The following is a 23888-nucleotide window of genomic DNA, read 5'->3' as shown; positions in this document are numbered from 1 at the left end:
ATGGGCGGTGATCGAAGCGCGAGGGAACGGCAAAATAGTGCGTTTAAAGGCGACTTAATATGCGGTGTTTACTATTTGATAAGGAGCTAATAAGGTTGTTATTAGCCACTCATAGCGGCACAACACTAGTACGTTGATGTACAAAGGATGTAAAACATTGTGGGCAACGCATTAGCAGTGATTGAGCATAACTATTATCTTGATGAAATTTGGGTAACCGCTCTGATTGGCCTCAGATGCAAGCTATCAATGTCTGCAGCAATCAACACATGGATGTAGGTATTCAGGCTCAGTCTGAAACGACGAACCTGTAATCTAAGTTTTTTTAAGTTGGCTAAGTGGTAAGGGATTTATTGGCATGAGTATCAGTTTGACGACTAAATTGACCAAGTAATATGATCACTCACTCGTTCTTGCCATTGCTTTATAGGCTCGTTCTTATCTCCTACTACAATGATATTTGAATGATTAAAGTTTAATGACCGACCTTGTAACTTATCATTAGCAAAATTAGCAACAAACTTAATGTCTTTGTCATCGGGTAAAATAAAAATATTGACCGGACTTGATTGACCTTGAAACACTAAATGCAGGCTGTTACTGCCATTAAAACGACAATAATCAGCGAAGATTAAGTTACCAAAGGTACTATCAAAACTGCCCTTAAATGTCGCCATTTTCTCATTTAATGAGGCCAGTGTTACCCTTGGTTGATCATTGTTAGAGAAGTGCGATGCTTCATAATTAACATGCGCGATAGCATAGTCACCCAAGTTTTTATAGGTGTTAGAAAACATCATAAAGTTAACGGTTAAGCCCATCACCAGAGCAACAGATGCTGCCATCGACAAACGCACACGTGTTTTACGTTTTTGTTGCTGATGGCTAGCAAAAGTTTGGCGTAAAATTAACTTATTAGCTAAATCTTCAGGCACGGGGATATGCATGGCTTGAGCGATTTTATTTTCTAATGTGTCAAGTTCTTGCGAAAATTTTTGTTTTGCGGAATCACTTTTAATCGCGGCTTTGATAGCATCATCACGGTTATTTGGCTCTGCTAGCATACTGCGTCTAAATTTTAAGTCATCCATTGTGTAGACCTCTTAATTTTGGCTCGTCGTCTACGGCCTCTTTCAATTGATTGCGTGCACGAAATAATCGTGTCATCACGGTATTTTTATTGAGTGACAAGATGCCGGCAATTTCTTCACCACTGAAACCACCAATTACCTGTAAAACTAAGGGTTCACGATATTCTTCAGGCATTTTTGCTATTTTTTCCCGTAACCAGTAGCTTTCAATTTCCTGTTCGCTACTGGTGGCTTTGACATCGGCAATAGTGGCTTCTTCATATTCGCTCATGTCAAAACGTTTACGCTCAAAACGACGAGCGTTTTCTCTGCGCAAAATAGTGATTAACCATGACTTTGCCGCCTTTTCGTCTTTCAACGAGTCAAGCGCGCGCCATGCACGTAAAAATGTTTCTTGCACTAAGTCTTCGGCAATATGCTTATCGTGGCATAACCAGTAGCCATATCGATATAAATCTGCATGTAATGCTTTAACGAGTGCTTCGTATCTAACTTGTTTTGTCGCCATGTTGTAAAAGACCTGAGGCTTTGTCATTTTATTTCACACAAAAGCATTTATTTACGTAGCCCCACTATAGCTCAAATAACTGCTTGAAATTTAATTGAATTAACTTTTTCTAGATGTAGCTGTTGTTAAAAAATTTTCAAGTCAAAAGTGATGTTTTTTAGTGGTAGGTTTTTAGTGTTAAGTTATTAGCGCTAGGTTTTTTGGCTCTACGGGGTTAATCGTTTGCTTAACGCTTAACGCTTGACGGACTGAAGTCCGATCGACAAAAAATCGGCCAAGGTTGCATTGTCACTCGAAGTTTTTCTGTAGATTGGACTTTAGTCCATTAAGTTAAATAAAATTTAACTATCTTTGACACAAAAGCCGACCTTGAATAGCTCGGCTTTATTTATGTTGAACAGGTGATTTCAATAACGTTAATGTAGAGAAGCTTAATTGCTAGACGCTGCTAAGGATTAATACTGATATCAACCTCGGATGACTTGCTGAGTTTGCTTTTATTCAGAGCTTGAATGGCAAGGCTCAGCTTGTTGCCTGACCAAGCACTTGGATTTTTTCCATAATAGCTTTGTTGCAACTCAATAATAGCGTTAGACAGTGCGGGGTCGTTAAAATAATCGTGCAATGAGTCAAGTGTTGTTAGTACTTGGCTTTGATTATTGTCTAATGATTGTTGCTGTGATTGATAGCGTGCCCATGGCAGCAAACATGCTAAGGCTAATTCGCCATTATTTTTCTTACAGGCAGCTAAGATAGCAAGATGAGCATTATTGACCTTGGTGTTAGTTTCACTATTGGCTTGCTTAGGCTTAAAAGGGCGCTTTGCTGTTATATACCAAGCTAATAAGGTGAGTAACCATAAGGCTAGAAATAGCCATTGCAAGAAGCTGTTTTGCTGAATGATTACGTTTTCTACAACTTTTGGTGTGGTTGGGTTTTCAAGATTCATGCGCGGTGGTTGCTGTTGCATGGTACTTGGTACTATATCAGCGTTGGGTAATATGATGATTTTTTGCCCTGCTATTGTGGCTATTTCTGCTTTATTAGTGACGGTATTCCACCAAGGAATACTAATTTCGGGTAACTGATATTCACCGGCTTTACTGGCAACAATGGCAAAGTTAACCACTTTTTGGCTGACTAAACGTTCATTGTTTAGGCCAGTATGCAGTTTAGCTTGATCTGGGTACACTTTAAGTCCTTGCGGAACTTGCATGTTAATTTCAGGTAGTTGCTCCTCTGAAAGCCCGACTGCGGTGAGCGTAATGGTGCGAGTGATTGGTTCGCCGACTTTAAATTTTCTTGGCGCGGGTTGAAACTCTTGCTGTAAAGCGAATAATTCGCTGGGCAACCATAGCCCGCTAACTTGCGCTGGAATAGCGTTAACCGTTAACGCTATATCGTCACCTACCACACTAACCGGTTTAGTATCGGCAAAACTTAAAAAGTTAGATCGTCTTGCTGAGGCTATGATGATCTCGCCAGAAAAAATTGGTGCTTTTAATATCATATCACCGCTTTTTTGTGGGCTAATAGCGTACACGCGTTCAATAACCCGATAACGTTTACCTTTGATAATACTTTCTGATTCTTGGTCTTTGCCGATTTGTAAAATATTCGCGCTGACCAGGCTGGGCTCGCTCAAACTGCCACGCTTTAATTCTGCGGCGAAGTGTAGCCTTACGGTTAGCGTGATTTGCTGTTGAACGTATAAGTCGGTGGCAGAGGCTTGTGTGGTGATAAACAGGTCTTGCTGGTTTGAAGTGGCTGATTCGTTTGCTGCGAGTGAATTAATGGTGATGATTTGGGTTTTGAAACCATTAATGTCAAACGCGGGTATCACTAGCTCACCTGAACTTCGAGGTATTAACACCGTATTCCATGTGGTGGTGCGTGTGGTGTCAAAATTGATCATGCTCGTTTGTGAGCTAACCGATGTTCTACCGACAATAAAGTCAGTTAATAGTGCTGATGTATCTAAGGCGTTTGCGTTAACATCATCATCGGCGGTAATGGTTAATATTATTGATTCATTAGCCATGGTCAGGCTTTTATCAACCGATGCGCTGACTTTTGTTAATGCGTAGCTATGACATGATAATAAAATAGCCAACAAAGAAATTATAACTTTTACCACTTTTTCTTAACTCCTACATTTCGACGATCTTGACTACGTTTTTGATACTCTAACTGCATTTTATTTCTCAGTAACATATAGGGGTCATCAGTGACTTTGTTGAGTAATTGTTGATGTTTTTGTTCGGTTTCTTTGGCCAATTGTTCGGCTAGCTCTTTAGCTGCTAGGCTTTGTGCATCGCTTGAATCTTCAGGGCTTTTCGCTTCTTGTGCATTTTTAGCTTGCTGTTGTTCTGATTGCTGTTGTTTATCGCGGTCAGTTTCTTGCTGATCTTTTTGCTCTTGGCCTTCTTCAGCATCTTTTTGCGCAGAAGATTCATCTTGTTCGCCTGGGTCTTGTTTTTCTGAGTTCTGTGGACTTTGCTGCTGTTCGCTGTCTTTGCTGTCACTATTTTCGTTTTGGCTGTCTTGACTGTCACCGTCTTGGTTTTCACCCGGCTGGTCATTGTCTTGCTGGTCGTTGTTTTGTTGATCATTTTTCTGTTGATCGTCACCTGATTCTTGCTCTTGATGTTCTTGTTGTTGCTTTAACTTTTCAAGCAAGGCTTTATTCGTTTTTGCATCGACTAAGTTTGGATCGCGCTGTAAGGCTTGTTCATAGGCCGCTATCGCGTCGTCAAATTTTTCTAATTTAGCTAAAGCATTACCTTGATTAAATAGCGCCTCTGCGGTGTTTTCTTGTTTAAATGCGGCTAAGGCTTGTTGGTAATCACCGGCTTTGTAGTAGGCACTACCTTGCCATAGTGGGTTTTTAAATTGTTCCGCTGCTTGCTGATATTGCTCACTGTTAAAGTGCGCTTGACCTTGTTGATCTTTAGTTTTCCAAAGATCTTGCCAAATATCAGCCTGAGCCTGGTTATTGGGTATTAACATGAAAGCGAACGGCAGGGTTGCTAGTAGTGCGCCACGTCTAAAATAACTTAACACCATAGGCAGAATTAATAACAGCAGGTAGGGGCCAAACTCTTGCCATTGATCGCCGGTATTTTCACTGGCTTTGGTGTTTTCTGCGTCTATGTCCGCGCTGAGCGGTTTGAAGGTCAGTCGTTCAATATCCTTGTTGTTCTGGGTCAGGGTGGCGTAGTTGCCTCTACCGCGTTGAGCTAAGCCCTGTAAGGCTTGTACTGTTAACTTAGGCACAATAATCGCGCCATTGTCATCTTTCATCAGTTCGCCATTATTGAGTTTAATGGGCGCGCCCGTTTTTGTACCAATGCCAAGAATATTAAGCCGATAAGGATGATCGCGTGACCATTGGGTTATATCTTGAATATCAATATTATCGATACCGTCAGTGAACCAATAAATATCGCCGTCTTTATGACCGGCATTGATTAACATTTCATTGGCCAGTGCCAATGCGGCAAATGGGTTGCTACCCAGTACCGGCATAAGTTCCGGGCTTAATGAAGGTAAAAGTAATTTTATGTTATTGCTGTCATCGGTTAACGGACTAATATTAAAAGCATCGCCTGCATAGGCAATGAGACCGATTTCACCGTCTTTAATACTATCGAGTAAATCTATGGCTTTATAACGTGCGCGTGTCAGGCGATTAGGAGCAACGTCGGTAGCATACATTGAGTACGACATGTCCATGATCAGCACTGAGCCTTGTGCTACTTGATACACTGGCTGTGGTAGTTTTTGCCAACTCGGTCCTGCCATGGCTAAAATTGACAGTAAGCCGATTAAAAACGGTAACAGCAATGAGTTAGATTTTGCTTTAGCGTTACCTTGCACTAATACTTTTGCTAAATGTGCCGGTAACAGTTGCTGCCAGCCTGACTGCTTAACACGCAATTTTTTTAACATAAACAGCATTAAAAATAAGCCAATAATAGCTAATAGCCAGAGTGGGCGAATAAAATGAAAGTCAGCCATATTAATCCGTCACTCCAGTTGCTGCTTTTTTGCTGAGGAAAAATTGCCCATTGGAGATGCTCTTAGTTAACAGCGTGAGTAAGCTTATCAGTAACGCTAAGCCTAAAGGCCAGTGGAACAAAGCGGTTAAAGGTCGCATCTGTTGTTGTTCTTGTTCTACGGGTTCAAGAGCGTCCAATAGTTGATAAATTTCACTCATGTCTTCACTGGCGCGAGCGCGAAAATAATAACCACCGGTTTCATCAGCCAGACGTTGTAAAGACTCTTCATCAAGATCACTTGAAGGGTTGACGCGACGAGCGCCAAATAATGAGTTTTGCACCATAACATCAGCGCCAATACCAATAGTGTATATGGTGATTTTTTTTGCCACGGCTAATTCAAGCGCTTGGTCGGGGGTAATTTTACCCGCGGTATTTTGACCATCGGTGAGTAACAATAAAACCCTATTCGATTCTTTTTTTTCATCAAAGCGTTTAACCGCAAGTGCGATAGCGTCACCAATTGCGGTTTTTTTGCCGACTAAGCCCAACACGGTTTCATCAAGCATTTGTTGCACAGTTTTACGATCAAAGGTCATCGGCGTTTGCATATAGGCATCGTCACCGAATAAGATCAAACCTAACCTGTCACCGCTGCGTCGTGCGATAAATTCACCCAGTAATTGTTTTAACATATCAAGACGATTAACGCTGCGGCCATTAAGGCTCATATCTTCTACTTGCATACTGCCGGATAAATCAACCGCGATCATCATCTCGCGCCCTTCAGTGGGCACATTGACGGATTCACCTAGCCATTGTGGCTGAGTGCTCGCCAGAACCAGTAACAGCCAAATAAGGCTGAGTATGAGTATTGATGACTTTTTCTTTTCGGGGGCAAACTCTTGTGTCTGAATACCTTTAATGATGGTGGGCATTCTAAGTGGCGCGGCTTGTACTTGTTTTTTAGCCGGTAACCAATAGACAAGTAACGGCAGCGGTAGGGCGATTAAGGCCCAGAGGAAATCAAAATGTATCATGATTTTGCTCCATCATTTTCAATCACTACGTTAGCTGATTTATCTGCTGCTGGGCTGTTATGTAAGCCAGTGTTTGTGTTTTTAATTGTTGCAGGCGCTAACCTAGCTAACTCTTTTTTGGGTGGTAAAGCATGGCTAAGCCATAATTTCGCTGCGCTTGAAAATTCAGCCGATATTTTATTTTCTGTAGTACTTGCTGCAACACTTTGGTAAACAGAAACAAAGTGTTCGGCGCTAAGTTCAGTAAATTCTTGCTGATGCTTAGGGGGTAATGTGGCGATTAAAAAGCTTTTAAAAGCATTGCCGGTTAAGTGTGCAACTTGTGATCGTGGAAAGTATTGTAAAGCTGCCCATTTTAGTAAGGCTACCATAGCGCTAATGTCAGTCGCCGTTGATAATTGTTTGAGTGCCATTTTTTGCGCCTGACGTTTAATCATGGCTTGTCGCAGTTTTAATAGGCCATAAATGATTAAGGCTAAAACAATAACGGCTAAAAGCCACCAACCTGGTGCGATAAGATAACCGTGCACATTGGCCGGTAGATGAATATCACTTAATTGTGCTAGCGGATCCATGACGCTACTCCGCGATGTAATTGAGTTTCGAGTGCTTCACTGGCACAAAAGTGCAGTAAGCGCGCGCCAGCTTTGGTTAGTTTTTCTTCTTTGGTGTTACTTAAACTCAGGGCCTGTTGATGATATTTTTCTGCCAGTGCTGGGTCACCGAGTATTAATTGTTGACGTTCATCACTATCACCACCATTAGTGATGCCAACGCTGATTTTATGTTTACTTTCTGGCAATTTTTGTTCGAGTGGATCGCTGAGCAAGCAAACGACTAATTCACAATGTCGCGTAATATGAGCTAAATGGCGCACCGCTTCATCCGTGAGATTAAAGGCATCGGTGATCAGATACACTAAGCTACCGGGTTTAGCGAGTTGGCGTAGGCGAGCACAGTTTTGTTCAAAGGCTAATATTGCTTGTTCACGGTTTAAGGGGTCGCTAGCAATAGTTAAAGAATCCGCGTGTTTCGTAACTAACGCATGCAAGTAATGCAGCACACCTTGTTGCCTGCTACGGGGTTTTAATTCTTGGTGACTGTGTTGGTTAAAAACAATACCGCCAATGCGATCGCCGCGTGACTTGGCATGCCAAGCCACTAAGGCTGCAACATGTGCTGCTTGCACTGATTTAAAAAGTAAGCGGCTACCAAAAAGCATGCTGGTGCTTAAGTCGGTGGCAATAAGCACGGGGCGTTCCACTTCTTCATGAAATAATTTTGTGTGTGTTTTTCCTGTGCGAGCCGTTACCCGCCAGTCAATAGCGCGAATGTCGTCACCATTTTGATAATGGCGAACTTCATCAAACTCCATGCCTCGGCCTTTGCTGCGAGCGAGATAATTACCTGACATTTTGCCACGTAAACTTTTCGAGGCGGCTAAATTAATCAGTGAGCTTTTAGCCTGATAACGAATCAACTCTTCAATGGTTAATTCGATGCCATTACTGACCAGTTCATTAAGCAACAATTGCGGGTTGTTTTGCTCAGTCGATTTTTTTTGATTAAACCACATAAAGGTAATTTGCGCTTAGGCAACCGCCACTAAGCTGAGTAAGTGATCAAGTAGTTGATTACTACTGATACCTTCTGCTTCAGCTTGATAAGTCATTATTATCCGGTGACGTAATACGTTGTGGAAAACCGCTTGGACATCTTCAGGGCTAACAAAGTCTCGGTTATTTAGCCAAGCTCTTGCTCGTGCACAGCGGTCAAGTGCGATAGTAGCGCGCGGGCTAGCACCGTAGGCAAGCCATTGTTTTAATTTGTCGTCGTACTTTTCTGGATGTCGAGTTGCCATGATCAAATCAACAATATAGTTTTCCACCGCTGGCGCCATATGAATTTGCATGGTTTCTTTGCGAGCGGCAAAAATATCAGCCTGAGTCATTTTTTGAATGGCTTTTGTTGCTACTTTTAATGCTTCACCGCGGTTAAGTTTTAAAATTTCTAACTCACTATCGGCATCAGGGTAATCGATTTCAACATGCATCAAAAAACGATCAAGTTGCGCTTCAGGCAGGGGATAAGTGCCTTCTTGCTCAATCGGGTTTTGTGTTGCCATGACTAAAAATAATTCAGGCAAGGGGTAAGTATTGCGGCCCACCGTAATTTGGCCTTCCGCCATCGCCTCTAATAAGGCAGACTGAACTTTTGCCGGCGCGCGGTTTATTTCATCGGCTAATACTAGGTTACGAAATAATGGTCCGGGTTGAAAAACAAAGGTACCATCTTCAGGGCGATAGATATCGGTGCCGGTTAAATCTGCTGGTAATAAATCAGGGGTAAACTGAACGCGATGAAAGTCTGCTTCGATACCTTGCGCTAATGCGTTAACCGCACGAGTTTTTGCTAAACCCGGAGGACCTTCTACAATAAGATGTCCATCAGCTAAAAGCGCTATCAGTAAGTTTTCAACAAGGGCATGCTGTCCAATAATTTGTGAAGATAAATGTTCTTTTAATGAGGAAAAGTGTTCAATAGCCATAGTTTATCGTTCTTATTGATTAAAAAAGTTTAAGTCAGCAGGTCTGACACATAAGTTGATATAAGGTTCAGCTTTTAAAAAAACAACCATCAGGACAAAATTGTAGGGTTTTTTCTTTAGCTTTTTAGTTACTTGGTGTGTTCTTGGTATCTTCTTAGTATAAGTTTGCTTATATTTTGAAGCTAATGATTGAATTATTTCTATAGTTGGTTAGAATTATCACAAATCCGAAGAGGTCTGACCTCTTGAGTGTTGCAACAAGATGGAATTAAAAATGACAAAATCAAAATTAATAACTGGCAGTGGAGAGCGCATAGCTATAGTCGCGGGCTTACGTACGCCGTTTGCAAAACAAGCGACTGCTTTTCATGGTGTTCCTGCTGTCGACTTAGGCAAAATTGTTGTCAATGAATTACTACAAAAGCATGACGTTGACCCAAAAATTATCGACCAGTTAGTGTTTGGGCAAGTAGTGCAAATGCCAGAAGCGCCAAATATTGCCCGTGAAATTGTGCTAGGTACTGGTATGAATGTTCATACGGATGCTTATAGTGTTTCTCGTGCTTGTGCGACTAGTTTTCAATCTGCGGTTAATGTTGCTGAGTCAATTATGGCGGGTTTTGTTGATGTCGGTATTGCCGGTGGTGCTGACTCTTCGTCTGTAGCGCCCATTGGTGTCTCGAAGAAATTTGCTCGCACCTTATTAGATTTAAGTAAAGCCCGTTCATTTGGTGCAAAGATGGCGCTTATTCGCCAGCTTAACTTTAAGGATATATTACCTGTACCTCCGGCGGTTGCCGAATATTCTTCTGGTTTGTCAATGGGGCATACCGCAGAACAAATGGCAAAAACACATGGTATTACCCGTGAAGCACAAGATGCATTAGCGCATCGCTCACATACCCTAGCCACGAAGAGCTGGCAAGAAGGTAAGCTAGCAGGTGAGGTGATGACCGCCCATAGCGAACCCTACAAGTCATTTATCGAGAGAGATAATTGTATTCGTGAAAACTCAGAGCTAGCCAGTTATGCCAAATTACGCCCCGTTTTTGATCGCAAACACGGTACGGTAACGGCGGCGACAAGTACGCCGCTAACCGATGGCGCTTCTGCCATTTTAATGATGCGTGAAGGTCGAGCTAAAGAACTCGGTTATAAACCTTTAGGCTACATTCGCAGTTACGGCTTTGCCGCGATTGATGTTTGGGAAGATATGCTAATGGGGCCAAGTTATGCTTCGCCAATCGCCTTACAGCGTGCCGGCATGAATTTAGCCGATGTAGATTTAATTGAAATGCATGAAGCCTTTGCGTCGCAGGCGCTTGCCAACGTGAAAATGTTTGCCAGTAACAAGTTTGCTCAAACGCATTTAGGGCGTGATAAAGCCATTGGTGAAATCGATATGGACAAATTCAATGTCATGGGTGGTTCGTTAGCCTATGGTCATCCGTTTGCGGCAACAGGTACTCGATTGATTGTACAAACATTGAATGAATTAAACCGTCGTGGCGGCGGTGTTGGCTTAACCACAGCTTGTGCAGCTGGTGGTTTAGGCGCGGCTATGATTGTGGAGACAGATTAATGACTGATGTAACAAATAGTGAACAAGCAGAAAATAATAAAACCTTTAGTTTAGCTCGCCAAGAAAATGGTATAGCGCATTTGATCATGGACGTTAAAGGCGACTCTATGAACACTTTGAAAGCTGAATTTTCTGATGAAATAGCGGAAATATTAAAAGAGATTCGCGAAGACAAGTCGATTACTGGCTTAGTATTAGCCAGTGGTAAAGCGGATTCTTTTGTCGCCGGCGCTGATGTGCATATGTTGGCGAATTGTACTTCTGCTGCGCAAGCCACGGCTTTGTCACGTCAAGGGCAAATGATTTTTGATCAACTGGAAAACTTATCAATCCCGGTTGTTGCTGCAGTGCATGGCGCTTGTTTAGGTGGCGGATTAGAACTTGCTATGGCTTGTCATGCCATCGTTTGTAGTGACAGCTCAAAAACCGCCCTAGGCTTGCCTGAAGTGCAATTAGGTTTACTGCCAGGTGGTGGTGGCACACAACGATTACCCAAACGTGTTGGTATTCAAAAGTCATTAGATATGATGCTAACCGGTAAGCAATTACGTGCTAAGCAAGCATTAAAAGCGGGCTTGGTAAATGATGTAGTGCCGCAGAGTATTTTGCTGAAAACTGCAGAGCAGCTAGCGCTTTCTGGCAAGGTAAAACCTAAAGCTCGCCAATTATCCATAATGGATAAGTTACTTGAAGGTAATAGCGTAGGCCGAAATATTTTATTCTCTAAAGCGACAAAAATGGTATTAGGTCAAACTAAAGGTAACTATCCTGCGCCTTTAAAAATAATTGACTGTATTCGTACCGGTGTTGAGCAAGCTGCTTCAAAAGGTTATCAAGTGGAAGCTGAACATTTTGGTCAATTAGTGATGAGTGATGTTTCTGTTCAGCTTAGACAACTATTTTTTGCGACCACAGATATGAAAAAAGAGCAGGGCGTTGAAGGTGTGGCGCCTAAAAAAATAACTAATACCGCAGTGCTTGGTGGCGGTTTGATGGGTGGAGGTATCGCTTTTGTCACAGCAACAAAAGCTAAACTACCTGTGCGGATAAAAGATATTTCAAATCAAGGTATCAGCCATGCCTTAAAATATGGTTATGATTTGTTAAACAAAAAAGTTAAACGCCGTTTTATGCGTCATAGCGAAATGCAAAGTCAATTAGCGCTAATAACTGGTACGACAGAATATACTGGTTTTGGCAATGTTGATCTTGTTGTTGAAGCGGTGTTTGAAGATTTAACCTTAAAACAAAAAATGCTGGCGGATATTGAAAGCCATTGTAAAGAAGGTACTATTTTCGCCAGTAACACTTCAAGCTTGCCAATAGGCCAAATAGCAGAGCACGCTTTACGACCTGAAAATGTTATTGGTCTACATTACTTTTCACCGGCTGACAAAATGCCGTTAGTGGAAATTATCGCTCACGATAAAACCTCTGATCAAACTATCTCGACTACCGTCGCATTTGCCAAGCAGCAAGGCAAAACACCGATTGTGGTAAAAGATAAAGCCGGCTTTTATGTTAACCGTATTTTAGCGCCTTATTTAAATGAAGCCGCGATGTTATTGCTTGAAGGTTGCTCTATTAAAGCGCTTGATAAAGCTATGGTTAAATTTGGTTTTCCCGTTGGACCTATGCAGCTATTAGATGAAGTTGGTCTTGACGTTGGTGCTAAAATCGGTCCAATTCTACAAGCAGAATTAGGGGATAGGTTTGCTCCACCAACGGCATTTTCTAAATTAATTGATGATGGCCGTTTAGGTAAAAAAACTAAAAAAGGCTTTTATCAATATAATACTAAAAGTAAGAAGAAATTAGTCGATGAAAGTGTATATGCCTTGCTAGGGCTTAAGGTGAGCAATACCACGGTTACTGACGCACAAGCTGAGCGCTGTGTTTATATGATGCTTAATGAAGCAGCTCGTTGTTTAGATGAAGATATTATCCGCAATGCCCGTGACGGCGATATTGGCGCTATTTTTGGTATAGGCTTCCCGCCTTTCCTTGGTGGACCTTTTAAGTACATGGATAAAATTGGCGCGGCAACTTTAGTGAGTAAATTAACCCAATGGCAAGCTGAATTTGGTGAGCGATTTACGCCTTGTGATGCCTTAGTGAAAATGGCAGAGCAAAATGAAAGCTTTTATAATTAGCCTATACTCTGGCTAACATTATCTTATACGGTATTTATTTACCGCTAAGGTGGTGATAATTAATTTACTAAGGGGCAATTTATTGCCTCTTTTTTTTATTGTTTTTTTTGAAATAGGGGGCTATTAATTTGAGATAATAAGTTAACAATAAAATACATAGTTTTTGAATAATTACTCTAAACTTGTTAAAATAACTAGGCGTGTTGGTTTTTTTACTTTTCAAGTCTAATTTTTCAAAGTGAGTAGAGCATGATTTTGTTATTCAGCGGGGTATTAAGCGTTGTTTTTTCTTTGTTTTTTTATTGCCAGGCAATCAGCAGTGGCTTAGGTATAAAGCGATGGGCAATAGCCGGTTTAATGTTTGGTCCTTTTGTTTGGCCTATGTTTTGTATGAAAAAACGTGTAAAGATATACCAGCGTTTTGGCTTTGATTGCTTGTTATTTCCAGCATAATAAAAAATATAGCCTGTTTTAATGTCAGTAACTTTTAATTTATAAAGACGCTAACTTCCTTGTAGCGTAGTGTCTAATAATCTTTATAAAAATCAACAGGCTTTATAAGGTCTTAATTCCACCAAGTACTTGCAGGCATTTCTTTTATTTCGATGCTTGCAGCAATAGTGTTTTCAGTCTTTGTAGTCATAAATAATGATTTAATTAAGTTAATCATACAGCCTCCTAGATGCTAATTTCGTTAGTGCTAGTATCTATACGAACTTCGTTTTTACGAGTTCCGACTTCTTCGATTATAAAAGCTTCATTGTTTATATCTGCTGCTGGAGTTGCTGACATTGCAAAAGAAAGAATTAGTGAACTAAACATGGTATTCCTTATTGTTATTAAATTAAATTAAATTAAATTCAATAACAGTAAAGCGAAAATCGTGCCAACAATAAAAGTCTTTATTTACAAGGCTCTTAACACGAATTTTACATAAAAGTTACAGCGTCATAAAGTTGACAACTTTGTTTAAATGGCATTTTTTCCAAATGAAGTAGATTTATTGGCAATTTGAAAAGAAAGCAAATACTTTTGGAAGTCACCTTTAGGTAGCGGTTTACTATAAAGGTAGCCTTGTAATTGCTCGCAACGTAAGCCAGATAAAAAGCTCAATTGCTGATTGGTTTCAACGCCTTCTGCGACCACTTGCATACCTAAGTTATGTGCGATGGTCACTATTGTTGCCACCATATTCCGCCCTTGCTCTGAGGTTTCAATATCATCAACAAAGGCTTTGTCTATTTTTAACGTATTTAAGGGGAATTTTTTTAAATAGGCCAGTGAAGAATAACCCGTGCCAAAATCGTCCAGTGATAAATGGATGCCCATCGCACGAATTTGTAACATAGTATCAATCGCTTTTTGTGGTGAGTCCATTACCGTGCCTTCAGTGATCTCTAGCTCAAGATATTTTGCCAGTAAGCCACTTTCTTTTAACGTATCAGCAATCATTGCCACCAAATTTGGTTGGGTAAACTGCACTGCTGAAAGATTAACCGCCACACGTCCATCAAAAAGCCCGGTATCGACCCATTTTTTAGTGGCAAAGCATGCTTTGCGTAAAACTATCTCACCAATATCTATAATTTGCCCTGTTTCTTCTGACACAGGGATAAAGACCACTGGGCTTATTATACCCTTATTCGGTGTTTCAAAACGAACTAAGGCCTCCATACCCGCTATTTTTCCTGTTGCAATCTCGATTTTTGGTTGATAAAAAACCGAAAACAAATCTTCTTTTAATCCGTGTCGAATTAAGCTTTCTATTTGCAGGCGTTTAACGGCGGTTTTATTCATAGAGTCGCTGAAAAATTGGTATTTATTACCACCCGTATTTTTCGCATGGTACATGGCCGTATCGGCATTTTTAAGGAGCTCTTGTGGACTCGCGCCATCTTCAGGATAAATTACGATGCCAATACTACTATAAAGCACAATTTCTTGGCTTTTAAGCCTAAGCGGTAGTGCAATAGATTTTAAAACTTCTTTGGCGATGTGGGTGATGGTATGAAGATCATTGGTGTTCTCAACAATTATACTAAATTCATCACCACCTAAACGATAAACCGTATCTTGATTTCGGCCTAGAATTTTAATGCGTTCGGCCACTTTGCATAGCAAAACATCGCCGACTTCATGTCCTAATGAGTCATTAACTTTTTTAAAGTTATCTAAATCAAACACCAGTAAGGCATGTGGGACTTTACTGCTCACTAATTTTTGTTGATTGGCTTGAAAATAAGCACGATTCGGTAACCCAGTTAGGGTGTCGGTATTGGCAAGTTTTCTTAATTCTACTTCTGTTTGCTTACGCTTGGTTATATCAGAGAAAACGCCGACAAAGTGCGATATATTACCACTTTCGTCACGAATGATATCGATATTAAAGTCAGTTGAATAAATCTCGCCATTGTCACGTTTACTTTTTATTTCACCGTGCCAACTACCTTTGGTCATTAAATGCTGTTTAACTTTTTGATTAAAGCTATCAGGATATTGATCAAAATTAAGTAAAGTCCCTTGCATTTGTAACTTATTTTTACCGGTTATATTTTGAAATGCTTTATTGATATCTACGACAGTAAATTGACGGTCGTAAATAACAATCGCGTCTGAAATATTCTCGATACATTTTGCAAAAAGCTTTAAACGTTCATCGGCGCGTTTAATTTGACTAATATCTTTTAAGGTCCCTGTCATTCGGCTAGGTTTGTTTTTTTCATCTCGTTCGACAATTTTTCCACGGTCGAGTACCCAGATCCATTTTTCGTCTTTATCTTTAACACGATAGGTCGCTTCAAAGTGTTCGCTATTGTCTTCCATATGCTGGTTTAAAGCTTCCCGTACTCGCGGGATATCGTGTTGGTGAATATTGGTTTGATCTGCTCCAACATTGCGCTTGCCATCTTGCGGGAATTCTAAAACTCCCCATATATTTGAGCGAAATATTTTTCCGCTTTTAATGTTCCAATCCCACATTTCATCACCACTGCCCCAAAGAGATAGTTTAAGACGCTCTTCACTTAACTTTATTTGTAGATGATAAAGACGCTTATGGCGTATCTGTTGCAATATGTAGGCGAAGATTAATAGTGCAATAAGACTATAGAAAAATATGGCGCTAGTTGACAGCCACCATGGCGGCGTTATGGTGATATTGAGCGATTTTATTTTACTTTCTTGATTGTTTTGTAAATCGTAGGCCTGTACTTCAAAAGTATAATCGCCAGAGTTTAAATTAGTGTAAGTTGCTCTTTGATTATTTTCACCAGAATCTATCCATTTATCTTCTAATCCAATTAAACGGTAACGATAATTTAGCTGGTTCGGTAACTTTGTATTAGGGGTAATAAATTCAATGCTAAATTGGGACTGTGTGTGCTTGAGTGTAAGAATAGTTAAATGATTAGGGGATTTGTCTAAATAAAACTCTTTATCGGTTATATTAGATTGCAACGTGGTCGCAACAGGAACCTCTTTGTTCGCTATGAGTATATTAGAAATAGTGGGAGTCGCTGTCAGTTGCCCAATGCGAGAAATCTCTTGAGGAATGAAGGTATGGAAACCATTTATTCCTCCAAAAAATATTGTATCAGCAGAAGTTAGTAAAGAGCTGTCGCTAATATACTCATTGTCACTTAATAGCATATCTTTATTGAAAGATTTTACTATTCTATTTTTAGGATCTACTGAGTTAATGCCGATATTCGTTGAAAGCCAACCTTTACCGGTAGAATCAATTACTATGTCCGCAATGAAATTATTACTAAGACCATTTTTTTCGTTGAACAACAAATTAGTATTATTTTTTTTGTTTATTAATGCTAAACCGTTGAGACGTGAACCTAACCAAATCCATTCATCGGACAATGAAATAGTAGATATATCCCCAAATAGCTTACTATTCGATAATAAATATAAATTATTTGAAAAATCAAGTTTTGATACATTAAAGGCTAATATTTCACCTCTGCTTGTGGAGAGCCATATTGTGTTGTCATTGTCGTATTTTAAGGTAGTAAATAGGCTGCCATTCTCTTGTTCATAAATTTCAAATTGATTGGTTTTAATGTCAAAAGATGCTAATTGCATTTCGTTATCAATAAACCAAATTTTATTTTCTATCAAAAATAATTTACTGTATTCAGTATGAGATAAGTTGAGTCCCCATGCCTTATTCTCAATTAATGTTAACGTCTTAGTATCAAAGTAATAGAGATTTCCTGGTTTATTAGGACTTTTCGCTTCAGTTTGTAACCAAAAATTATCTTGATCGTCTATCATTAAGTGAGAAATAGCTGTCTTGTTGCCAATTTTTAGATGAACTATTTTTTCATCTGAGTTTGTGTAGCTTAGCTTTCCATTATTTGTTGTAAACCAGATCCTTCCATCTTTAGATTCAGCAAACGCATATACGGCACTAGGTGTTTCATCATAGCTAAATAAACCATGTCTAATTTTTAACTGTAAACTGTTAAAGGTATTGATGCCATTCCCGACAGTTCCGATCCAAATATTATCCGCACTGTCTTTAAATAATTTTAATATATAGTTATTTGAAATAGCACTTTTATGCTGCACAGTTTGATAAGCATCTATATCTCCAGAGAGCAAGTTGATAATATTTAGCCCATTTAGCGTGCCAAGCCAAACCATCGATCCATCTAACAATGCGATAGACCTGACATTATTAGATAATAATTTATCATCTATATTTTCTGAGTCAGCGGAGTAATGTTTTTTAATTTTGTAATCTTGAGAAACAACAAACAAGCCATTATCTGTAGCTAACCAATATTGATTATCAATAGTCTTTAGGTCATAAAGGCTGGTAGCGTTAAGTGATAGATTCCACTTGTTTTCACCAGATAGCGGTACTAAAAATGACAATGTACTATTAGCTAAATATATACCTTTATCAAAAGTACCAAGCCAATAATTACCTTTTTCATCTTGAAAAATAGTTTTAATTTCTTTTAAGGCAGTATCAAATCCACGAATTCGTATCCGAGAGAAATTTTTATTTTCGCTGTCGAATTTATGTAGACCTTCTTTGGTGGATACTAAGATATCACCTTGTTGATCTTGATAAATATCCCAAACTTCATTATCTTTTAGGGAGTTACTGTTATTGGTTTGATTGAGGAAGTTATCAAAATTATCTAATGATTCGTTATATCGGCTTAAGCCTTCATTTGTACCGACCCAGAGTATATTATTGCTATCAATAAAAATTTTTCTAATAAAGTTATTAGCAATTGATTTTTTATCGGTACTGTCGTGACGATAATAAACAAAGTTTTTACCATCGTAACGATTTAAGCCGTCTTGTGTAGCTATCCATATAAAGCCATTGTTATCTTGAGTTATATCGTAAACATAGCTCTGTGATAAACCTTCGGCAATTGAGATGCGGTCAAACTTCAGTGGGGGGGTATTAATATTGTTTTCTGACGCTAGAATTTTGCCATAAGGGTATAGGAGAGTCACTAGAGCCAAGACAGCAAACATGGCACGAAATTGAGAAATTAATTTTTTTTTGAAAAAAAGCAAAAGCACTAATACAACCCTTTTTAGTTAAACCTATACCTTAATGATTTAGCTTATTAGGTATGCCATATATTTTGATTATTTCTGGATGCTAGGCCCTATTACAATGGATGTAAGGAACTAAGTCAATCTTTGCTGTTATTGTGTCGGCATTGTGTGGTGATATTCCGGTTATTAATCTATTCACTTATTTGTATCGGCTAACTTAATATTTTCTTTGACATTTTTTCAATAAAAATTCGATATTGTCATTAATGGTTACATTCTTGGTCATTTTATCTAACTGCGTTTTGTTTTCATAACTTAATAAGGACAAGCGATCTTTTAGCTCTGCGCCATTAAAATATTGTTGGATAAATTCAGCTACATTATCTATTGAGATAGTTTTAATCATTACAATGAGTTTTTGCTTTTGGTCAAAAGAGGCTTCTTTATTACAAATAGCGGCCCAATAACGCTGACTTTTAATTCTCAAGTTTGTATCTTTTTCTTGTAACTGACTTGCTAGGCCAAATTGTAAATGCTGCCAGTGTTCAGCAGGTAAATTGGTAATGTAATTATTTGTTCGAGCGATAAAGTCATTCATGGCCTCTGTTAATGTTACTGAGTCGGTGTGCGGCGATTGAATATAAAAAGCAATGCCTGGGTAGCAGTTAATCGGTATAAAACCGACACCAACCAAATAGCCATACTGTTTTTCTGTGCGCATTTCTTGGAAGAAAATAGGCGACAATAATTGATTAGTTAACATGGTTAACGCGATTGTGCGCAAATCTTTATTTGGCATGGGGTAATAGAGTAAAGCGGCGTGATCATGCTCTGGTAACTCCATCGGTAGTGTTAATGGGCCTACGCCTTGAAGATCTAGACATGGAATTTCAACTTGGTTATCTTGAGATAACTTGCCATCAAAAACTTGTTTAACCTTGGTAATAATATGGTCAGCAGATTGTCGGGACCAATTGCCATGAATGAGTAAATTGACCGCGGTGTTTTCAAAAATATGGGCTACAAAATTTGTAAACGTTTGAAACGATATCTTCTCTAGGGCATTAATTAAACTTTGGTTACTGGGGCTTTTGGGTTGCATTGTGGCGCTAAGGTTGGCAAATAGTTGTGAAATTGATTTGCTGTTTTCTGCATTTTGCCAGTGACTGAGCAGTTCTTGCTTAAATAATGCGAATTTATTCGGACAAAATTTTCCCTGCATTAAACTAGCTAACAATAGCGGCAATAGTTTTTCTTGTTTTGTACTAATACCTGATAATTTTAGCGTTAGGCCACTCTGATGAGAATATAGGTGATAGTGAATGCCCGCTAATTCGGCGTTGTAGTGCTCCTCAATAACAGCGTCGCTGTAAAGGTCAATAAATAAACGTGTCATTGCTATCGTGCTAGCACTTTCTATTACGGCTGGAGAGTCTATAGAGAGATAGATATAGCCTTTAGGGGTATTAAAACTAGTGTCATGTTTAAACCAAACATTTAAACCATTTTGCTGACAAATCTTTTTGGGCGGTGTCAGCGGGCCATTTTCTGTATTATCATTTTTGATCAGCTTAGGCCGGGACACTATATAAGGGTTTTTACTGGGTAAAAAAAGCGCGTTTATCTTGGGGGCATTTTGCCATTGTTCAATATCCTCGGGTTTAATATCCTTGACCGAGTAGGGCACTTGATACCATTTACTGGTGTTGAAATGGGGCTGTTGAGGAACATTTTTATCGATAGAAATAATGCGGATGTTAGTCGCAACCATTAAGCCAAGTAAGGTATTTAGTGTTGCTTGATTTTGACCTTCCATCACGTAATCACCGAAAATGTAATCTTGCTCTGGATAATGTTGCATATTGATCACAAGTTGGCTGACAGAGTTCAGAGGTGATAGTTTTTCTTGGTAAGAAAATGATGACTCAGCTAAGGCTTTTTTCTCTTGATAATACTGTTGATTAATTGGCGCTTGTTTAAGTAAATTTAGATATGAAAATACGATACTGACAATGGTAGTGATGTGCTGTGTACCTAATTTAGAAAGTGAGATGCTAATATTGAAATCTTTAAAATTAGAGCCATTTATGCCTGAGCCAGCCGTTAAAGCCAGCGCCCATTGTTTACTTTTTAATAATGATAAAATGCTACCCGGACCTTCATGACCCATTAAGTAGGCCAGAATAGCTTCAGGCTTTTGACGATAAAATTGATCAATACTTGGCATGGCAAAGCTAATGATCAGCTGTTGATCGTTTTTAACTGGCTGCACCGTGATCCATTTTTGTTGATGCTGGTCCAAGTAAAGCGGCTCACTAATTTTTGTTTTAGCCATGCCATTAGTGTTGATCTTGGAAAAATGCTCATGGGCTAAGTTTTCTAATTCGGTGAGCGTTTGTGGTCCTTCTAACACTAAGGTCATAAAATGCGCTTGATAATGCTTTTGAAAAAACGCACACAACTCATCGCGTAAATTGTAACCGACTTTATCGGCTAAGGTTTCACTGCTACCGACAGAAAACTTTGCGAAAGGGTGAGCTTGATTAATGGTTTCTTTGTGAACGTCGTAAAGCCGTCGAATATCGTCTTTAAGCTTGAGTTTGAATTCGGCGTCAATGTTCTTACGCTCTTTGTTAACAAATTCTTCAGATAATAACGGCATAGTAAAAAACTCGCCAAAACGTGCTATTGCCGCACTGAAATGTTGATAACCTATATCAAAGAAAAAACAGGTATGTTCTGTTGCTGTCCAAGCGTTATTACTGCCGCCATGTTGATTAATAAATTTCTGATATTCACTGCCATCAGGAAAATTTTTGGTGCCAAGAAATAGCATGTGCTCAAGAAAATGAGCAAGTCCCTGTCGATGATTAGGATCATCAAAATGCCCCACGTTAACGGCCAAAGCAGCGGCAGATTTATTTGATTCAGGGTTATGGATCAACAAAGCTCTTAAGCCATTGCCTAAGGTGATGGTTTGATAGTGTTTAGCGTCATTCGGGCTTTGTTTCACGGTTACTCCCGCACAATTTATGCTGTAGCTCGGTATGGCTATGCTCTATTGATAATCTTTCTAAATTACCTTAAGGAATAAGGTGAGTCCATTTTATTCTTATTAGATGTTATAAAAAGCTAAACAATTCGTTTACTATAGCCAAAATTATTGAGAACCTATTGAGAAATATGGCTAAGCCACCTGAATATATAAGATTCATGAGGTTTAGACATACAATCAACAATATTGAAATTGTGTTGAGATTAAGGTGTTTATGCAAATTTTTGTTATGCGTCACGGACAAGCTAAAATGATTGCGCCGTCTGATGCACTCAGACCGTTAACTGAAAACGGCGTCAAAGAAGCTAAAATTATGGGACAATGGTTATTAGAAAACAGTCTTTCATTTGATTGTGTTTTTGTTAGCCCATATTTACGCGCGCAACAAACGGCAGATGCCGTGATTAGCCAATTAGGCAATGTAGGTAAAAGGCAAACCTTAAGTATTATTACACCAGAAGATAGTGCTAAAGATGTTCATGATTATCTTGATGCCGTTTGCGCTGTTGAGCAGTACCAGAAAATATTATTAGTGTCACATATGCCTTTGGTAAGCTATTTGGTCGCCGAATTGAGCAATGATAACACTATGCCGATATTTCAAACGGGCTCGGTAGCGCAAATTGACTATGATACCGACAAAATGCATGGCGAGCTTATTCGCTTAATGTCACCTAATCAAGTCGTCAGTTAATGAAGCTTTCAGTTAATGAAGTTCGGCGCTAGGTTGCCATGATGTTTTTGAGACTCTGGCTCGTTAAGTGTTTTGGTTAATCAATACTAAACTTGTCTTTTAATTCGACTAAAACCAGTATGGCGCCATTGCCACCCCATTCCAATGGCGCTTGATGAAAGGCCATCACATCAGGGTGTTGTACTAACCAGTGCGGCACTTTATTTTTCAATATGCGGCCACCTAAACCATGAACGATACAAACACATTGTGCATGCTCTTTTTCACAAGCGGCAAGCAATGCGGCAATTTCACGTTTTGACTGGTAAAGATCAAGGCCGTGTAAGTCTAAAATTAAGTCTGGGGCGTATTGACCACGGCGTAAATTTTTAGCTTCAAAACTATCAACGCCATCACGAACGTACTTTAGAGGACCATTAAGATTCAGCGCGGGTTCAAATTCATCAGAGAAATGAAACTCAGCCAAGGCTTTTTTATCTTTTTGTTTTGCTAAAGTCGTTTTCTGCTTGCTGCTTCTTTTTGCCGGGTGTATTCTGTCCTGCACCATAGGTTTTACCTTACCTATGGTATCTTTAAATAAATTTATTTCTTCCACATTAAGTGCGTCTTTATATTTCATTTGCGAAGTTTAAAACATCGACGAACAATAACAAGTGAAAGTATAATAATAAAAACAAGTGTTATGATAATAAAACCTGAGGAAAGCGTGGGAATAATAAATATTGTAGAGGTAAGTGAACAATTACATACCGTTAATGATTATGTGCGTTTTGGTGCGAGTCAGTTTAATCAGGCTGAGTTGTATTTTGGTCATGGTACAAACAATGCTTGGCATGAAGCGCTTATTTTGGTGATGCATCAACTGGCTTTACCGCAAGAAATATCTAATGATCTTATGCAATGTCGTTTGGTATCCCAAGAGCGAATAGCGATTTTACACTTGTTTGAACGGCGAATGGTTGAAGGGCTACCTGCAGCATATCTAACTAATCAAGCGATGTTTTGTGGTTTGCCTTTTTATGTTGATGAGCGGGTACTAGTGCCACGCTCACCCATAGGTGAGTTAATCGATAATAAATTTGCTGGTTTAATTGATCATGCGCCAAAGCAAATTTTAGATTTATGTACCGGTAGTGGTTGTATTGCTATTGCCTGCGCTGTTGCGTTTCCTGAAGCAGAAGTTGATGCAGCCGATCTTTCTATTGATGCACTCAATGTCGCGCAAATCAATATTGAAGGTCATGGTTTATCAGCACAAGTTATGCCAATTGAATCTGACGTTTTTTCTGGGCTCGTAGGGCAAGGTTATGATTTAATAGTGACAAACCCGCCTTATGTTGATCAAGAGGATGTCGATGCATTGCCGCAAGAGTATTTACATGAGCCAGTAATGGGCTTAGGCAGTGGTTTTGATGGCTTAGATATCGTACGAAAAATTTTGGCGCAAGCCGCGAGTCATCTGCATGATAATGGCGTATTGATTTGTGAAGTGGGCAATTCACGAATCCATTTAAGTGCTGCTTTCCCCAATGTGCCATTTCAGTGGTTGGCGTTTGAACGAGGTGGCCATGGCGTGTTTCGTTTAACTAAAGCACAACTAGAAAATCATCAGCAAGATTTTCAGGCAATAAATAATTAATACCCAACAAGCTGCCTAGCGTAGTTTGTTGGGCACTCT

General features: G+C 39.4%; 15 protein-coding genes. 4 read left to right on the top strand and 11 right to left on the bottom strand.

The genetic code is table 11. The annotated features are described in order from the left end of the window. Positions 1–377: 377 nt before the first annotated feature. From H4J61_RS07070 to H4J61_RS07035, 8 genes are all read right to left on the bottom strand, one after another. Positions 378–1091 (bottom strand): DUF3379 family protein, encoded by a 714-nt coding sequence (locus H4J61_RS07070; protein WP_182184496.1) that lies wholly within the window; start codon positions 1089–1091, stop codon positions 378–380. After that, on the bottom strand, positions 1084–1599 hold the full coding sequence (locus H4J61_RS07065) for a sigma-70 family RNA polymerase sigma factor (protein ID WP_259363161.1): 516 nt from the start codon (positions 1597–1599) through the stop codon (positions 1084–1086). Before H4J61_RS07065 ends, H4J61_RS07070 begins: the two co-directional genes overlap by 8 nt. Before the next feature lie 448 nt (positions 1600–2047). Next, positions 2048–3736, bottom strand: a complete 1689-nt coding sequence (locus H4J61_RS07060; protein ID WP_182184494.1) for a BatD family protein — start codon at positions 3734–3736, stop codon at positions 2048–2050. Next, a complete protein-coding gene (locus tag H4J61_RS07055) occupies positions 3730–5619 on the bottom strand; it encodes a tetratricopeptide repeat protein (RefSeq protein WP_182184493.1) in 1890 nt (629 codons plus the stop codon). The genes H4J61_RS07060 and H4J61_RS07055 overlap by 7 nt, the downstream gene beginning before the upstream one ends. A gap of 1 nt (position 5620) precedes the next feature. After that, positions 5621–6640, bottom strand: a complete 1020-nt coding sequence (locus H4J61_RS07050) for a VWA domain-containing protein (RefSeq protein ID WP_182138284.1) — start codon at positions 6638–6640, stop codon at positions 5621–5623. Then, positions 6637–7215 carry a DUF4381 domain-containing protein gene (locus tag H4J61_RS07045; protein WP_182184492.1) on the bottom strand — a complete coding sequence of 193 codons (579 nt, stop codon included), beginning with the start codon at positions 7213–7215 and terminating at the stop codon, positions 6637–6639. Before H4J61_RS07045 ends, H4J61_RS07050 begins: the two co-directional genes overlap by 4 nt. Beyond that, positions 7203–8216, bottom strand: a complete 1014-nt coding sequence (locus tag H4J61_RS07040; RefSeq protein ID WP_182184491.1) for a DUF58 domain-containing protein — start codon at positions 8214–8216, stop codon at positions 7203–7205. Before H4J61_RS07040 ends, H4J61_RS07045 begins: the two co-directional genes overlap by 13 nt. A gap of 15 nt (positions 8217–8231) precedes the next feature. Then, positions 8232–9188 carry a MoxR family ATPase gene (locus H4J61_RS07035; protein WP_182184490.1) on the bottom strand — a complete coding sequence of 319 codons (957 nt, stop codon included), beginning with the start codon at positions 9186–9188 and terminating at the stop codon, positions 8232–8234. Between the two features lie 274 nt (positions 9189–9462). On the opposite strand from H4J61_RS07035, the gene fadI reads away from it, so the two are divergent. Continuing rightward, positions 9463–10770 carry an acetyl-CoA C-acyltransferase FadI gene (gene fadI, locus H4J61_RS07030; RefSeq protein ID WP_182184489.1) on the top strand — a complete coding sequence of 436 codons (1308 nt, stop codon included), beginning with the start codon at positions 9463–9465 and terminating at the stop codon, positions 10768–10770. Next, positions 10770–12923, top strand: coding sequence for a fatty acid oxidation complex subunit alpha FadJ (fadJ, locus tag H4J61_RS07025; protein WP_182184488.1), 2154 nt, complete (start codon positions 10770–10772; stop codon positions 12921–12923). The genes fadI and fadJ overlap by 1 nt, the downstream gene beginning before the upstream one ends. Positions 12924–13892: 969 nt before the next feature. Here fadJ and H4J61_RS07020 read toward each other — a convergent pair. Together H4J61_RS07020 and H4J61_RS07015 are read right to left on the bottom strand one after the other, a co-directional pair. Next, the gene (locus H4J61_RS07020) at positions 13893–18413 is read right to left on the bottom strand and encodes an EAL domain-containing protein (protein ID WP_182184487.1); all 4521 of its coding nucleotides are present in this window, start codon (positions 18411–18413) and stop codon (positions 13893–13895) included. A 265-nt stretch (positions 18414–18678) separates the two neighbouring features. Beyond that, positions 18679–21474, bottom strand: coding sequence for an insulinase family protein (locus tag H4J61_RS07015; RefSeq protein WP_182184486.1), 2796 nt, complete (start codon positions 21472–21474; stop codon positions 18679–18681). 256 nt (positions 21475–21730) lie between these two features. Between H4J61_RS07015 and sixA the strand changes: the two genes are divergently transcribed. Beyond that, positions 21731–22210 (top strand): phosphohistidine phosphatase SixA, encoded by a 480-nt coding sequence (gene sixA / locus H4J61_RS07010; protein WP_182184485.1) that lies wholly within the window; start codon positions 21731–21733, stop codon positions 22208–22210. A gap of 76 nt (positions 22211–22286) precedes the next feature. On the opposite strand, the gene smrB is transcribed toward sixA, so the two are convergent. Beyond that, a complete protein-coding gene (smrB, locus tag H4J61_RS07005) occupies positions 22287–22829 on the bottom strand; it encodes an endonuclease SmrB (protein ID WP_182184484.1) in 543 nt (180 codons plus the stop codon). Positions 22830–22916: 87 nt separating this feature from the next. Between smrB and prmB the strand changes: the two genes are divergently transcribed. Beyond that, complete coding sequence (prmB, locus tag H4J61_RS07000; protein WP_310650041.1) at positions 22917–23849, top strand: 50S ribosomal protein L3 N(5)-glutamine methyltransferase; 933 nt, start codon at positions 22917–22919, stop codon at positions 23847–23849. Positions 23850–23888: the final 39 nt, after the last annotated feature.

The organism is Colwellia sp. MB3u-4 (assembly GCF_014077065.1).
GTDB lineage: Bacteria > Pseudomonadota > Gammaproteobacteria > Enterobacterales > Alteromonadaceae > Cognaticolwellia.
Note: the sequence above shows the minus strand (reverse complement) of the source record. Positions and strands in the feature narration are given on the sequence as shown.